This window comes from Citrobacter meridianamericanus (assembly GCF_041320245.1).
GTDB lineage: Bacteria > Pseudomonadota > Gammaproteobacteria > Enterobacterales > Enterobacteriaceae > Citrobacter > Citrobacter meridianamericanus.
Window position 1 is genome coordinate 4,695,803 of record NZ_CP101036.1, and the last position, 15,917, is coordinate 4,711,719.

Annotated in this window: 12 protein-coding genes; 3 read left to right on the forward strand and 9 right to left on the reverse strand. The window is 54.1% G+C overall.

What is annotated here, in order from left to right:
* Nucleotides 1–55 precede the first annotated feature (55 nt).
* A complete protein-coding gene (gene yjgA / locus NMD08_RS22855; protein WP_008786039.1) occupies nt 56–607 on the forward strand; it encodes a ribosome biogenesis factor YjgA in 552 nt (183 codons plus the stop codon).
* 99 nt (nt 608–706) lie between these two features.
* On the opposite strand, the gene mpl is transcribed toward yjgA, so the two are convergent.
* Nucleotides 707–2,086 carry a UDP-N-acetylmuramate:L-alanyl-gamma-D-glutamyl-meso-diaminopimelate ligase gene (mpl, locus tag NMD08_RS22860; RefSeq protein ID WP_003839563.1) on the reverse strand — a complete coding sequence of 460 codons (1,380 nt, stop codon included), beginning with the start codon at nt 2,084–2,086 and terminating at the stop codon, nt 707–709.
* A gap of 175 nt (nt 2,087–2,261) precedes the next feature.
* Here mpl and fbp point away from each other — a divergent pair, with 175 nt between their 5' ends.
* Nucleotides 2,262–3,260, forward strand: coding sequence for a class 1 fructose-bisphosphatase (gene fbp / locus NMD08_RS22865; RefSeq protein WP_003025742.1), 999 nt, complete (start codon nt 2,262–2,264; stop codon nt 3,258–3,260).
* A 52-nt stretch (nt 3,261–3,312) separates the two neighbouring features.
* Here fbp and NMD08_RS22870 read toward each other — a convergent pair whose 3' ends face one another.
* The 5 genes from NMD08_RS22870 to ytfQ form a co-directional block, all read right to left on the reverse strand.
* A complete protein-coding gene (locus NMD08_RS22870; protein WP_151224482.1) occupies nt 3,313–4,425 on the reverse strand; it encodes a methyl-accepting chemotaxis protein in 1,113 nt (370 codons plus the stop codon).
* A 103-nt stretch (nt 4,426–4,528) separates the two neighbouring features.
* Nucleotides 4,529–5,530, reverse strand: a complete 1,002-nt coding sequence (yjfF, locus tag NMD08_RS22875) for a galactofuranose ABC transporter, permease protein YjfF (protein ID WP_151217415.1) — start codon at nt 5,528–5,530, stop codon at nt 4,529–4,531.
* Entirely contained in the window at nt 5,517–6,539 is a 1,023-nt protein-coding gene (ytfT, locus tag NMD08_RS22880) for a galactofuranose ABC transporter, ATP-binding protein YtfT (RefSeq protein WP_151217413.1), read from the reverse strand. Before ytfT ends, yjfF begins: the two co-directional genes overlap by 14 nt.
* 13 nt (nt 6,540–6,552) lie before the next feature.
* Nucleotides 6,553–8,055 carry a galactofuranose ABC transporter, ATP-binding protein YtfR gene (ytfR, locus tag NMD08_RS22885; protein WP_370619142.1) on the reverse strand — a complete coding sequence of 501 codons (1,503 nt, stop codon included), beginning with the start codon at nt 8,053–8,055 and terminating at the stop codon, nt 6,553–6,555.
* Nucleotides 8,056–8,139: 84 nt separating this feature from the next.
* Nucleotides 8,140–9,096 carry a galactofuranose ABC transporter substrate-binding protein YtfQ gene (gene ytfQ / locus NMD08_RS22890; RefSeq protein WP_005134480.1) on the reverse strand — a complete coding sequence of 319 codons (957 nt, stop codon included), beginning with the start codon at nt 9,094–9,096 and terminating at the stop codon, nt 8,140–8,142.
* A 308-nt stretch (nt 9,097–9,404) separates the two neighbouring features.
* On the opposite strand from ytfQ, the gene ppa reads away from it, so the two are divergent.
* A complete protein-coding gene (ppa, locus tag NMD08_RS22895) occupies nt 9,405–9,932 on the forward strand; it encodes an inorganic diphosphatase (RefSeq protein ID WP_003025726.1) in 528 nt (175 codons plus the stop codon).
* A 104-nt stretch (nt 9,933–10,036) separates the two neighbouring features.
* On the opposite strand, the gene NMD08_RS22900 is transcribed toward ppa, so the two are convergent.
* From NMD08_RS22900 to tamA, 3 genes are read right to left on the reverse strand one after another with little or no spacing between them, the layout of a single operon-like run.
* A complete protein-coding gene (locus tag NMD08_RS22900; protein WP_029139743.1) occupies nt 10,037–10,381 on the reverse strand; it encodes a gamma-glutamylcyclotransferase in 345 nt (114 codons plus the stop codon).
* Nucleotides 10,382–10,383: 2 nt separating this feature from the next.
* Complete coding sequence (gene tamB, locus NMD08_RS22905; protein WP_370619144.1) at nt 10,384–14,160, reverse strand: autotransporter assembly complex protein TamB; 3,777 nt, start codon at nt 14,158–14,160, stop codon at nt 10,384–10,386.
* Nucleotides 14,157–15,890, reverse strand: coding sequence for an autotransporter assembly complex protein TamA (gene tamA / locus NMD08_RS22910; protein WP_151217409.1), 1,734 nt, complete (start codon nt 15,888–15,890; stop codon nt 14,157–14,159). Before tamA ends, tamB begins: the two co-directional genes overlap by 4 nt.
* Nucleotides 15,891–15,917 lie beyond the last annotated feature (27 nt).

Below are 15,917 nucleotides of genomic sequence, written 5' to 3' on the forward strand. Positions count from 1 at the left end.
TTTTCAGTGCGCATCTTAACTGGTAACATTAGCCTCTTTTTTTAAGGAGCCTGACATGACTAAGCAGCCCGAAGACTGGCTCGACGACGTTCCCGGTGATGACATCGAAGACGAAGACGATGAAATTATCTGGGTCAGTAAAAGTGAAATAAAACGTGACGCCGAGGAGTTAAAACACCTGGGTGTGGAACTGGTAAAACTGGGGAAAAACGCGCTGGATAAAATCCCGCTCGATGCGGATTTACGTGCCGCGATTGAGCTGGCCCAGCGTATTAAGATGGAAGGTCGCCGCCGCCAGCTGCAGCTGATTGGCAAAATGTTGCGCCAGCGCGATGTTGATCCTATCCGTCAGGCACTGGATAAGCTGAAAAACCGTCACAACCAGCAGGTCGTTGTCTTCCATAAGCTGGAGCAACTGCGTGACCGTATGGTTGACGGTAGCGATGAAGCCATCGAAGAAGTGATGAACCTGTGGCCTGACGCCGACCGTCAGCAACTACGTTCGCTGGTGCGTAACGCCAGGAAAGAAAAAGCGGGCAACAAGCCGCCAAAATCTTCCCGCCAGATCTTCCAGTATCTGCGTGAACTGGCGGAAAACGAAGCGTAACCTCTTCATCTGCCGAAAGTGCCGGATGGCGGTGCAAATACCTTATCCGGCCTATGATCCGTTGTAGGCCCGGTAAGCGTAGCGCCACCGGGCATTTTTTTACTCTTCCGCTTCTGCCTGAGCTTTCTTCGCCAGGCCATCCAGCAGTTTTTGATGAATACCACCAAATCCGCCGTTGCTCATCACCAGAATGTGATCGCCTGGCTGCGCGGTTTTCACCACCATATCCGCCAGGGCATCCACATCGCCACTCCAGTGGGCTGGCTGAACGCAAGCTTCAGCAACTTCTGCTACTTGCCACGGAATATGCGGGGGTTGCAGCAGGAACACTTCGTCCGCACGCCCTAACGACGGCGCGAGGTCATCTTTGCACAGCCCCATTTTCATGGTGTTCGAGCGAGGTTCCAGCACCGCGATGATGCGCGCCGTGCCACCCACTTTACCGCGCAGCGCCGCAAGCGTTGCCAGAATGGCCGTCGGGTGATGGGCAAAATCGTCATACACCGTCACGCCATTGGCTTCGCCGCGAAGCTCAAGACGACGACGGGCGTTGATGAACGAGCCCAGCGCATTGGCTGCATCCGCAGGCACGACGCCCACATGGCGCGCGGCCGCAATCGCCATCAGACCGTTATGCATATTGTGCTCGCCCACCAGGCCCCACTTCACCTCACCGACTTTTTCACCGTCCAGCCACACTTCCCACTCGGAGGCATCGGTGGTCAGCTTTTTCGCCTGCCAGTGGCCTTGTTCGCCCACCAGCTCTTGTTCGCTCCAGCAGCCCATCGCCATCGTCTGTTTCAGATTGATGTCGTTTTCCGGGTAGATGATGCGTCCCTGGCCCGGCACGATACGCACCAGGTGATGGAACTGTTTCTGGATCGCTTTCAGATCGTCAAAGATGTCCGCGTGATCGAACTCAAGGTTGTTGAGGATCAGCGTACGCGGGCAGTAATGCACGAATTTGGAACGCTTGTCGAAGAAGGCGCAGTCGTACTCATCTGCTTCAATCACGAAGAAGTCGCTTTCGCCCAGACGCGCAGAAACCTCAAAGTTACCCGGTACGCCGCCGATCACAAAGCCAGGCTTATAGCCGCAGGCTTCGAGGATCCAGGTCGCCATTCCGGCGGTGGTGGTTTTGCCATGCGTGCCCGCAACCGCCAGTACCCAGCGATCGCGCAGCACAAAGTCATGCAACCACTGTGGGCCGGACATGTACGGGATGTTCTTCTCGAGCACCGCTTCCACGCACGGATTACCACGGGTCATGGCATTACCGATGATCACTAAGTCCGGCTGCGGGTCGAGCTGGCTGGCATCGTACCCCTGAATTAAATCAATACCTTGCTTCTCAAGCAAGGTACTCATCGGCGGATACACATTGGCGTCCGAACCGGTTACTTCATGACCGAGCGAGCGCGCCAGCATCGCCAGACCGCCCATGAAAGTGCCACAAATTCCCAAAATATGAATGCGCATACGTCACTATCCTTTTTTAATCTGGGGGCCATTTTACGCACATGTCCGGCAGGTGAGAAACGCATTTCAGGATATTCCGTAGTTTGCTGGCGCGATTCACCTAAGCGCAACAATGGAAATATTTGTTAATATTGTTGCGGTCGCTTTACTCCACATAAATTGCAGGGAAAGTGTTATGAAAACGTTAGGTGAATTTATTGTCGAAAAGCAGCACGAGTTTTCTCATGCTACCGGTGAACTCACTGCTTTGTTGTCGGCAATAAAGCTGGGCGCCAAGATCATCCACCGCGATATCAATAAGGCCGGTCTGGTCGATATCCTGGGTGCCAGCGGTGCTGAGAACGTGCAGGGAGAGGTTCAGCAAAAACTCGATCTGTTCGCGAACGAAAAACTGAAAGCTGCACTGAAGGCGCGCGACATTGTGGCGGGCATTGCCTCGGAAGAAGAAGATGAAATCGTCGTCTTTGAAGGCTGTGAACACGCAAAATATGTTGTGCTGATGGATCCGCTGGATGGCTCATCCAACATCGATGTTAACGTCTCTGTCGGTACGATTTTCTCTATTTATCGCCGCGTAACCCCCGTCGGCACGCCGGTCACGGAAGAGGATTTCCTGCAGCCGGGCAACAAGCAGGTTGCGGCAGGTTACGTGGTTTATGGTTCTTCCACCATGCTGGTGTACACCACCGGCTGCGGCGTACACGCCTTCACCTACGATCCTTCTCTGGGCGTATTCTGCCTCAGCCAGGAACGTATGCGCTTCCCGGCGAAAGGCAGCACATACTCCATTAACGAAGGCAACTACATTAAATTCCCGAACGGCGTGAAGAAGTACATTAAATTCTGCCAGGAAGAAGATAAGTCAACCCAGCGCCCGTACACCTCGCGCTACATTGGCTCTCTGGTTGCGGACTTCCATCGCAATCTGCTGAAAGGCGGAATCTACCTGTACCCAAGCACCGCCAGCCACCCGGAAGGGAAACTGCGTCTGCTGTACGAATGCAACCCAATGGCCCTGCTGGCAGAGCAAGCGGGCGGCAAGGCGAGCGACGGTAAAAATCGTATTCTGGATATTATCCCGGAAAGCCTGCATCAGCGCCGCTCCTTCTTCGTGGGTAACGACCATATGGTTGAAGATGTAGAACGCTTTATCCGCGAGTTCCCGGACGCGTAATACGTTTTGCCGGATGAGACGTGTTAACCCCATCATCCGGCAAATTTATCCGCTACGCCGTTTGTACTTTAAACACTGCCATTGCTTCAAGCAGCGCATGTGACTGCTCTTCCAGCGAGCGGGTAGCTGCTGACGACTGCTGTACCAACGCCGCATTTTGCTGCGCCGTTTCATCCATCTGAATCACCGCAATATTCACCTGCTCAATGCCGCGACTCTGTTCCTGGGACGCACTGGCAATTTCACGCATCAGTTTGGTCATACGCATGACCTCGGTCGCAATCTCATCCATGGTTTCACCCGCCTGCTGCGCCAGCTCACTGCCTTCACCCACGTGCGTGTGCGAATCGCTGATTAAGGTGCGGATCTCTTTTGCCGCTTCAGCACTGCGGCTGGCCAGATTTCGGACTTCACCTGCGACAACCGCAAAGCCCCGCCCTTGCTCACCGGCGCGCGCCGCTTCAACGGAGGCATTAAGCGCCAGGATGTTGGTCTGGAAAGCAATACCATCGATTACGCTAAGGATGTCGGCGATTCGGCTGGAACTGCCTGAAATATCGCGCATTTTCTCGATCACATAGCACACCATCTCGCTACCGCGATCGGCGGTATCCGACACCGATTTTGCCAACTGATGCGCCTGTTCCGCGTTCTGCGCATTCTGTTTCACGGTCGCCGTGAGTTCTTCCATGCTGGCGGCGGTCTGCTCCAGCGACGTGGCGGTCGATTCAGTGCGTTGCGCCAGATGCTGGTTTCCGGCAGTCAGCTCACGGCTACCAATATCAATTTGCGAACTGGCATCGCGTACGCGTTGTACCGAGTCGCCCAGCGAATGGCGCATTTCATCCATCGCTGCGCTCAGGCGGTTGAATTCAGCGCTAGCCGACAGCGCCGAAACCGGCGACAAATCCCCCGTCGCCAGGCGTTCCAGTTGCTCCACTATACTATCCAGCGGCTTGAGAAACTTATTTCGCAGCATGAACCAAATCACGGCCAGTAGCGCGATAGCAGCCAACATTGCCCCACTCATAATAGCGTGGTAAATCAATGAAGTAATAATACGAGTAGAGGCATATAGCCCCATCCCTCCAGTCAGTAACAGAAGGAACGTCAGCAGCGACAATAACACCAACAAACTTGATCGAATTGAAAGGGATTTTGGCATTGTTATATTTCCGGTTGTAGGGTTAAAACAGACCTGTACAGAACCTATCGACTACAACCGGAAAAAGTTTAGGTATTTAAATGTTTTTAGTAAAATCAGGATGTTACTTTGGTGTTGCTGTCGTACCCACTCGGGTTACCGGCGAGCTTTGACGATTTTCCCATAGCACCGTCAAACCGCGTTGTAACGCTATAAAAATAAACAATAAAATACCAATCGCAATCTTCGTCCACCAGGAACTTAATGTGCCGTCAAAATTAATATAGGTTTGAATTAATCCCTGAATAGCGACGCCAAACAAGGTACCTAACACCGTACCGACCCCGCCGCTCAGTAGCGTTCCGCCGATAACAACCGAAGCAATCGCATCCAGCTCGACGCCAACGCCCGCCAACGCATAACCCGCCTGGGTGTAAATTGAAAACACAATGCCGGCCAGCGTAGCAAGCCCGGTAGACAGCATATAGATACGAATGGTCGTGCTACGGGTTGAGATCCCCATCAGGTTGGCCGAGGTGGCGTTGCCACCAATGGCGTAAACCTGATTACCAAACCGCGTACGGTGCGCAAGGAAGATGCCAATCACCACCACGCCCAGCATTAACAACCCCATCGCGCTCAGGCGACCGCCGCCGGGAATTTTCCATGCCAGGCTTGAGAGCGTGTCATAGATCGGATGGTTAATTGGGATCGACTCTTCAGAGACCAGATAGCTGACGCCACGCAGGAAGAACATTCCCGCCAGCGTAATAATGAACGCAGGGATCTTCAGCGCATCAATCAGTAACCCCATAAATGCGCCAAACGCGCAACCCATCAGCAAAATCAGGGGAAACGCCAGCAGCGGGGAAATACCCCAATAACCAATAGCCTTCGCCAGAAATACGCCAGTAAAGGCGATCACCGAGCCAACGGAAAGGTCGATCCCGCCAGAGAGGATCACGAAGGTCATGCCCACGGCAATAATCCCTAAAAAAGCGTTATCGGTCAGGATATTGCAGATTACCCGAGTTGAAGCAAAAGCCGGAAACTGGGTCAGGCAGTAGAGATACCCCAGCACAAACACGCCGAGAGTAATCATTAGCGGTAAATTACGTTTTATCATGACCACGCACTCCTTTTATCAGGCTGATAAAGCGTTGTGACTGCACGACCAGTACACACAACACCACCACGGCTTTGACCACCTGGTTCAGCTCCGGCTGGAAGCCCGACAGTAAAATCCCGGTGTTCATTCCCTGAATAATCAATGCGCCGATCACCGACAGCAGCAGGTTAAATCGCCCGCCCATCAGCGAGCCACCACCGATGACCACCGCCAGGATGGCATCCAGTTCCAGCCACAATCCGGCGTTATTGGCATCTGCCCCACGGATATCCGCCGTGACGATAATACCGGCGATAGCCGCACACAGGCCGCTCAGTACATAAGTGAGCATCACAATGATGCGGGTATTCACCCCGGCATTTTTCGCCGCACGAATGTTAATGCCCACCGCTTCAATAAACATGCCCAGCGCCGTTTTACGCGTTAGCAGCCAAAAGGCGACCAGCGTCAGCAGCGCGATGATCACCGGCGTGGGGAACAGAAAGAGCGAGCCGCTGCCAAACCACGACAGCTCGGGCGAGTTGAAGGTGACGATCTGCCCGGACGTGATAAGCTGCGCCACTCCACGCCCGGCCACCATCAGGATGAGCGTCGCAACAAACGGCTGGATCTTGAGGATTGCCACCAGAATCCCGTTCCACAGCCCGGCCAGAATGCCGGAACCTAAGGCAGCAAGCAGCACCACCGGCAGACTGTGCCCGGCCACCGTCATCGCCGCGGTGGTCGCACCGGCAATCGCCATCACCGCGCCAACGGAAAGATCAATACCGCCGGTGGCGATCACCAGCGTCATACCAATCGCCAACAGCGCCACGGGAGCGGCACGGTTGAGAATATCAATCGGGCTGCCGAACAGGCGTCCATCCTGCAAAATCACCTGGTAGAAGTGTGGGGCCACCAGGCTGTCGACCAGCAGCACCAGCAGTAGCGCCACCAGTTGCGGCATACCTTTTGGCCAACGGAACCGTCGTTTCGCGGTGTTGGATTGAGGGAGAGATTGAGGCATCACCATAGTCTCCTTAGGCCGCAATGGCATTCATGATCGCCGGTACGGACAGTTCAGCCAGCGGGATCTCGGCCACCTGTTTGCGATCGCGCATAATAATGACGCGATCGGCATAACCCACTAACTCCTCCAGTTCGGATGAAATCACCAGCAGCGCCAGGCCATCCGCGCACAGCGTTTCGATCAGGCGGATGATCTCAGCATGTGCGCCGACATCGATTCCCCGCGTGGGTTCATCGAGGATCAGGAACTGCGGTTTGGTGAGTAACCAGCGCGAGAGCAAAACTTTTTGCTGATTACCGCCAGAGAGAAACTCGATTGGTTGCTCGGCGTTGGGGGTACGAATTCCAAGCTGACGGATAAAACGCTCGGCAATCTCGTTTTGTTCTTTCCTCGCAATAGGCCGCAGCCAGCCACGTTGCGCCTGCAAAGCCAGAATGATGTTTTCCCGCACCGAGGCGGCGGCGATAATACCATCCGTTTTACGATCTTCCGGACAGAAGCCGATCCCCAGGCACGAAGCCTGATGTGGGGATCGTAAGATCTGCGGTTTACCTTTGATCAGCGCACTACCGCTATCGGCAGGTTTAATACCGAAGATCACCTCCGCCGTTTCCGTGCGCCCGGATCCCAGCAATCCGGCAAGACCAACAATCTCACCGGGACGCACCTGTAGATCAAACGGCGCGATGGTGCCTTTCTTGCCAAAGCCGCTAAAGGCCGCCACCGGCTTATCGCTCAGTAACGTGCGTCCCGCACGCTGTAGCGCATGGGCATCCAGTTCGCGGCCCAACATCATTTTGACCAGTTCGATCTGTGGCAACTCGCGGGTTTCGCGGCAGCCAACGAAGCCGCCGTTACGCAGAACGGTGATGCGATCGCTGACCTGATAAACCTGATCGAGGAAATGGGTGACGAAGATCAGACTGACGCCCCGATCGCGAAGATGGCGCATCAGGCCGAACAGCATTTCAACTTCCTGGGTATCGAGGCTGGCTGTGGGTTCATCGAGGATCAGCACTTTCGCGGAGAGATCGATCGCGCGGCAAATCGCGACAATCTGCTGCATCGCCACAGAAAAGCGGTTCAGCGGCTCGCGTACGTCGAGGGAAAAACCGTATGACGCCATCAGCTCCGTGGCGCGTTTTTCCATCTGCTTACGCTGTAGCAGGCCAAAACGCCGTGGTTCACGGCCAATAAACAGGTTATCCGCGACCGACATATTGGGCAGCAGGTTTACTTCCTGATACACGGTGCCAATCCCCAGTTGCTGGGCATGGGCGGTATTTTTCGGGGAAATCTGCTGGCCTTCGAGCCAGATAGTGCCGCGATCGGCGTGGTAAACACCGGTCAGCGCTTTGATTAGCGTCGATTTACCGGCTCCGTTTTCACCCAGCAGCGCCATAATCTCGCCACGACGCAAACTAAAATCCACGTTATCCAGTGCTTTGACGCCGGGAAAAAATTTACTTAATCCTTCGGTGCGGAGGATCTCCTGATGTTGGTCGGTGGTCATGGCATTCCTCCGGTGCGAAATCACGGCGTTTCGTAGGCCTGATAAGCGCAGCGCCATCAGACCTACAGAAGACCGACAGCAAAACTAGTAGCCCATGTTTTTCTTCTTCTCTAACTCTTCTTTCGCCGTATCTGGCAGGTAGAGGATCGACTTGGTGATGGTCAGCTTCTCAGGCATCGTGCCGTCTTTTTTGAATTTCTCCAGCGCATCGAAGGCCGGACCTGCCATATTCGGCGTCAGCTCGACGCTGGCGTTAGCTTCACCATCAATCATCGCTTTGTAGATATCCGGTACGCCGTCGATGGAACCGGTAAGAATATCTTTGCCGGGTTTCAGACCCGCTTCTTTGATCGCCTGAATCGCACCGATCACCATGTCATCGTTGTGGGCGTAAACCATGCAGATGTTCTTGCCGTTGTTTTCCGCTTTAATAAAGCTCTCCATCACTTCTTTCCCTTTACTGCGGGTGAAGTCACCGGACTGTGAGCGGATAATTTTGATGTTAGGTGCGTTAGCGATGGCTTCAGCAAAACCTTTTTTACGATCGATCGCTACACTTGCCCCGACGGTCCCTTGCAGCTCAACAACGTTACACGGCTTGCCGTTCACTTCTTTAATTAGCCAGTCGCCAATCAATTTACCTTCCAGCACGTTGTCAGCGGTGACGGTGGTCATATAGAGAGATTTGTCTTTTACATCGATGGAACGATCGAGCAAAAAGACGGGAATGTCGGCATCTTTTGCTTCTTTTAAGACCGGCTCCCAACCCGTTGCCACGACCGGGGCAATAAAGATGGCATCAACGCCCTGCGCCACGAATGAGCGGACTGCCTTAATCTGGTTTTCCTGCTTTTGCTGGCCGTCAGCGATTTTCAGCGTAATACCCCGCTTTTCGGCCTCGCTTTTCGCAACGTTGGTTTCTGCGGCGCGCCAGCCGGATTCAGAGCCAACCTGTGAAAATCCTACGGTTAAAGGGGCTGCCATTGCCATAGACGACATGGCTGCCGAAACTGCTGTGACTAAAAGTAAGCGCTTCCACATAAGTGCGTCCTCGTAGGGTGATTATTGTTGGTTAATAAACCGTCGCGAAAAACTATAGACAATTGAGCATGTAACAGATTGCGTTACATCACACTTCAAAAAAGTAAATAAAACGTTAATCACAACTTTGTAATCGTTTTCATCTCGCTATGAAAAATGCGGCTGAAGATATGGATTTTTCTGTCATCAGAGAGGGGTAAAAAGAAGAAAATGCACGTAGATAAAGCGAAAACAAGCGGAGACATTCAGCGCGAGTTGGCTATAATACCCGCCACTTGTTTGCCATAGCATATTTAAAGGAAACAGACATGAGCTTACTCAACGTCCCTGCCGGTAAAGATCTGCCGGAAGATATCTACGTTGTTATCGAGATCCCTGCCAACGCAGATCCGATCAAATACGAAGTTGACAAAGAGAGCGGCGCCCTGTTCGTTGACCGCTTCATGTCCACCGCGATGTTCTATCCGTGCAACTACGGTTACATCAACCACACCCTGTCTCTGGACGGTGACCCGGTAGACGTTCTGGTCCCGACCCCGTATCCGCTGGAACCAGGTTCAGTGATCCGCTGCCGTCCGGTTGGCGTACTGAAAATGACCGACGAATCCGGTGAAGATGCGAAACTGGTTGCGGTACCGCACACCAAGCTGAGCAAAGAATACGACCACATCAAAGATGTGACCGACCTGCCGGAACTGCTGAAAGCGCAGATTACCCACTTCTTCGAGCACTACAAAGACCTCGAAGCAGGCAAATGGGTAAAAGTTGACGGTTGGGACAACGCTGAAGCCGCTAAAGCTGAAATCGTTGCTTCCTTCGAGCGCGCGAAAAAGTAAGTTTTACTTTTGATGCTTAGCCCCGCATGTCGGGGCTTTTTTATGCCCTGATGCGAGTACGATTGGCACAAAAAACAACGCCACCCGAAGGTGGCGTGTTCACATCAGTACTGGTCTCTGTCTAACCAGTTGCCGCTTTCAATCAGCGTTAAGCCATCAACCGGACGTTGGTACACGTACATCCATGCACTTCCGTACGGCGTTTGAATTAACTGGCGTGCGTATTCACCGCCACGGGTACGCAGAGCATCAAGCTCTGCCAGCGTGGCGTTATCAATACGATAAACTTCCCCGTGTACTGTTCCCTTTCCCGGAACGGCGCCTGGATAGTGGCCCAGGCTATACAACTGGTAGTTGTCGATACTGAAATTCCCCAGCAACAGGGCATTGGTCATCCAGTGGCTGTTGCCTTGTTTGGTTCGTAAACTGCCGTAGACAAATATTCGCATTGCTAAAACTCGAACTGATAGAGCAAATCAAGTGCCTGATCTACGCCAGACACTGCTTCCAGATATAGCTTAGGCATCAGACGATAACGTAGCGTGAGTGTCGCTAAGGAGTCAAATATACCCACACCATATTTCACCTGCAGACCTGGCAGTACGTATCCGCTGACAACTACCTGAGATGAATCGCCCACCCCTTGCGTGTCCAGTGCCAGATTGCTTACGCCAAATGTCTCCCCGATTTTACCCACAACCTGACCACTTTGTGCAACCCCCAGACCAATAAGCATTGAGGTCATCGCCGCGCTGTCACTCTGTTCGCTATCAAGTCCTTGTCCGCGAAGTAGGTAGGAAAGCGCCATTTGCTGCGACATTGCCGGGTCGGAGAAGATCTCCGCCTTCGGTTCATCGGCAGTGCCGGTCACGCGAACACCGGCGATCACGTCGTCTTCGGTGGCATCCGGGTTACGAATCGCTTCAATATTGAGCAACGGCTGATCCGGCGGGCCGGAGAACAACAGCTCGCCCTTACGCACAATCAGATCCTGACCATAGGCATGGAAGCGACCGCTCGGAATATTAATTTGTCCGTTCAGCCCCAGCCCCTGCTTATCCTGTACCACTTTCAGGTCGCCCGTCAGACGCGCTTTCAGACCAAAAGCGTCAATACGCACGTTGTTACCGACGTGGATGTTCAGGTTGCTGTTAATCGGAATACTGGCTGTCTGCGGTTTCTCCGGCTGCAGATTGTTGTTCAGCATGACCATGTCGCTGGAAACCCCTACCGCGCTCTCCGGCAGGTCGTGTACCACGATACGCGCCCATGGCACATCTACGTTGCCATCCAGGGTAAACAGGCTCGGCGTGGCTTCAAAGACCACGTCCGGCGAGACATCCAGGCGAACCATCGGCGGCACGGTAATACGTACCCTGCTGCCTTTAGCCGCGACCCGCGCCCGCCAGTTGTCTATTTGACTCCAATCGGCATCGCCGCTCAGGTTAATTTCTCCCTGCTGCGTGCGCACCACGCCCGCCAGCGTGGAGCGTGTTCCGGTGAAGTTAACGGCTAACTGGCTTGGCTGCATGTCGAACGGCATAAAGTTACCGTCGATATCCAGACCGCTCAGTTGCAGTTGTCCAAGCAGTTGTGGGCTTTGCACATCACCGCCCAGTCGCAGGTTGGCGTTGATCACCCCAGCCGCTTTTTCACCGCGCGAGAAGATGGGGTTCACCATCGCCAGATTGAAGTTGCGAATATTGACGTTACCGCCCAGGTTGCGGCGTCCTTGCGGATCCGTCACCTGTACCTGGCCGTCAAACTGCCCGTTGTTGGTCAGGCGAATCAGCCAGCCCAGCTCGGCACGGTTATTATGCAGGTCAGCAGTCAGATTCAGCGTGTCAAACGCCACCGGAAGCGATGCATCGTTCACGCTTTGCGTGACCTTCACGTTACGTCCATTCAGCGTCACTTGCCCCTGCGGCAGCCCTTCTTTGGTGGTGTCCCAGCTCACATCGGCTTTGCCAGTGAACACACCGCTGGCCTGGGTTGCATCCGGCATAAACGGTTTCAGCATTGCCAGATCGAAGCGATTCAGGTTCACCACCGCGCGCCCTTCTGCACCGGCATCAATGGCTTGCGGTACGCACAGTTCCGCATTCGGGTTGTTCCAGCAGTGCGGCCCAATGCTGATTTTCTGTTCCTGATTACGGTAATCCAGCGCAATAGGGCGGTTCAACGACCACGGACCCACCGGCGTCTGGAAGCGCGTATTGCTCAGCGTCCCTTTCCAGCGCTGTTCTTTACGATCAAAGCTACCCGCTAGATCAAGCTGTCCGGAAACCGGCTCACCCTGAATGCGCAGTTGCAGCTCATGCCGCTTTTCACTGCCTTTGGCGTTAAGCGTCACCAGGCCAATATTCACGTCAGGTTGTACAATCCGCTCTACGCGAACATTGAGATTACCGGCGATTTGCTCGGCCGATTTCACATCGCCTTCGACGCGTACCTGAGCGACGGAAAGCTCTTGCCAGCGCAGACCGCGAGCGGTGATATCCGCCAGCAGCTGCGGCGCTTCAACCGTACCGCGAACTTTTACCAGCCCTTTCGCCGTACCGCCCAGTCCAGGCAGCGCGTTATCCAGGCTCGGGGCATCAATCGTCGCGTCGAGATTGAGGTCTTTGACCCCCAGTTCCCCTTTCACATCCGCGCTGTTGCGCCCCAGTTCCAGATGCAGCCCCGGGATCGTCCACTGCAGGTAACTGTTACCCTTCAGTGAACCATTCACATTGACCTTGTTCTGCTTCACGTTGCCGGTCAGCTTCAGCTCCGGAACCTCCATCTGCCAGCTTCCACCGTACAGACTGCCGCGCGTTTTCACCAGGCCATTCAGTTTTGACGGCCAGTCTGGAATCGCTTTCGCGGTGTTGATGCCATCCAGCGTTAACTCCCCGCGCCAGCTGATCGCCTGCTGCCAGTCCACCAGCGCTTTCAGCTCGGTTTTCCCTTCCAGCGCCGCAACGCTGAGTTTGTCGAGATTGATCTGCTGTTCGTTACCTTTAGCGTCCAGCGTGATGGTAGCCGGAGGAATATCCTGCCCCTTCACTGCGGTACGCATCGACAACGTGTAGTCGGTCATCTTGCCGGTCAGTTTGAGCTTGATGTCATCAGCCTGGAACTGCTTGTCGCCGGTAAACGGCCAGTATATTTGCTTACTCACCACTTCCAGATTGAGCGGCAACCCGGCTTCCGCCAGACGCGTTTGCGCCCGTAGGTCCATATCCACCGGACCAGACAGATTTACGCCGACTTCCAACTGGTCACGCAGTGCGCCGCCGACCTTCAGCTTCACCTTTTCGCCTTTTAACGGGTCGATGTTCAGCGTGCTGTTTAACGTAATATCGACCGGCCATGTGTCGGTGAGCTGCGCCGTACCGCTGGCTTTTACCGATCCCTGATTCGAGTCGATATCCAGCGTATCCAGCTTCATGTTGCCGTCAATGCTGCTCACTTTCAGCAACAGGTTATGTACCGTGAGATCAGTATCCCCGGTGACGCGCAACTGCTCGCCGCGAAATTCTTCAATATTGAGATTGAGCGGCAGATGCACATCGGTCATTTCCGGTAGCACCGGCTTTGAGAACAGATCTTTTAGCGTTTCGCCGAGCGGTTTTTCATCCGGCTGCGGGTTTTGAATCTTTGGTTCGACGACCTCTTCCTGCGCCACTTCCACCACTTTAGGCAGGGCAATCAGCAGCCCCTGCAATGACGTTGGCTTCAACGTCAGCGTTTTTTCCTGCCAGTTCAGACCAGAGGTAAAGTCCAGCACGGAAACCGTGGTGTCATCGATTTTAATATTGATGTTGTTAAGTGCCACGCGTGAAAGCGTGATTGGGTAAGGCGTGGAAAGGTTAAGCGGACCGTTCTCTTCTTCCTCAACCGGCGCTGATGGCGGCATTTTTTTGCTGTCGATCGCTACGTTGATATTTTTCAGCGACAGATCGTTGACGCACAGACTGCTATTCCACAGGCAATTAAGCCCAACGGCCAGATGTACTTCGCCAGCATTTACTGCCACGCCGGGCTGGTCATAACGGATATTTTTAAGTGATAAATCCCGCCAGCCGCCGGTGACCTGACCGATCTCAAGCCCCGGAACCCAACGATTCGCGGCTTTGAAGATCAAATGCAGGCCCGAGGTGGTGCCGACGAGAAACGCTACTGTGCCTGACAGCAGCAGGATAAAAATCAGTACGCCGAGGCTTATCTTCTTCCATAAACTCATAATTCAGGCCCCAGACCGATGTAAAACTGTAAACCATGTTCATCTTTGTCGCCGACAGGGACGGCAAAGTCGAGCTTGATAGGTCCGACCGGCGACTGCCAGCGAACACCGACCCCGGCACCGGTTTTGAAATCGCTTTTGCGAATATCGCTAACCGCTTCGCCGCTATCGACAAACATCGCGCCCCACCATTTTCCGGTCACGTTGTATTGATATTCCAGCGAGCCGGTCGCCAGCTTCGAAGCCCCTTTCAGCTTGCCGTCGCTGCCTTCTGGCGAAATAGATTTGTATTTGTAGCCGCGAATGCTGCGATCGCCCCCAGCGAAGAAACGCAGATCCGGCGGCACTTTGTCGAAGTCACCGGTTTCAATCCAGCCGAGGTTGCCGCGCATCACAAAGCGATGACGATCGTACAGCGTACGGATCCACACGTTTTGCGCCTGGAAGACGGAGAAATCAACGTCTGAGCCCCAGGCTGTGTTGGAGTAATCGATGGAATAACGTTGGGAGTCGCCCCAGACGGGCATCAGACCGCCACGCGAGCGCGTCCGGCTGATCATCACGCCCGGATAAAGCAGCATGGTGGTGTTGGTGACGTTACCCTGGGTAAAGTGGTCGAGGCTCCAGCGCAGGTTAATCGCGCGTTGCCAGCCGCTGGAGAGATCCCAGTAGCGGGAAACCGCAAGCGTCGTGGAGTCCTGCTCGGTATCGTTTAAATCGGTACGCTTAAAGCCCCCCTGCACCAGGTAATACTGTTCCAGCGGGTTCTTTAATAGCGGCATTTTATAACTGAAATCAAGAACTTGCTCTGGCGCAGAGATGCTGGCGCTGGTGGTCAGGCTGTGGCCGTAGGAGTTCATCCACGGCTTTTTCCACGAGGTTTTCAACCGGGGTCCGACGTCAGTTGAATAACCAACCCCGGTTTCGATGGTGTTTTCGGTGCGCGGCGAAACCACGCCTTTCAGCGGCAGCACTTTGGTTTTACGGGCTTTATCAAATTCCGGCGCGACGACCACGGAGTTAAACCATCCGGTTGCCGACAGACGACGGTTCAGTTCGCCCAGATCTTTCGACTCATACTCATCACCCTCTTTAAAGGGCACCAGATTTTGCAGATACTCATCGCGAATTTGCGAGCCTTCAAAGGTGACATGCCCAAAGCGATAGCGTTCGCCGCTGTTGTAATCGATATCCCAGAATGCCTGGCGGCGCTCAAGCGCTATCCCGAGCTGGCTTTTATTAAATTCACTGTCGAAATAGCCTTTGCGCAGCGCCACGCTGGTGAGTGACTTTTTGAAATTGTCATAGTCACCCTGATTCAGCACAGTGCCGATTGCCGGGCGTGTTTTCAGCAGATCCAGGTAATCTTTATCCGTACGTGCGCCACCGCGTAGAATCACTTCTGTGCCGCCAATCAGCACTGGCTCGCCAGGGGTGACTTTGGCAATCAGCACCTGGCGTCCTTTTGCCGGCGGCGGACGCAGTTCAAAATCAATGGTTGGCTCAAAGTAGCCCAGCGCTTTTAGCCCTTCGCGGATGGCATCATCAACGCGCGCACGAAAGCGTCGGTCTGGAGTGACTTCATCACTTTGAATCGTGGACAGCTGCGCACGGACGTTTTTCTCCAGCGGTCCTGATAATCCTTCGACCTGCAAGCGAACATTCGCGGCGGCGGCGGAGCCACTTAAGCACAGTAATCCAACCCAACATAACTGACGGATATGTGGCACATTTTCTCCTGAATATCCTTTTTTCCC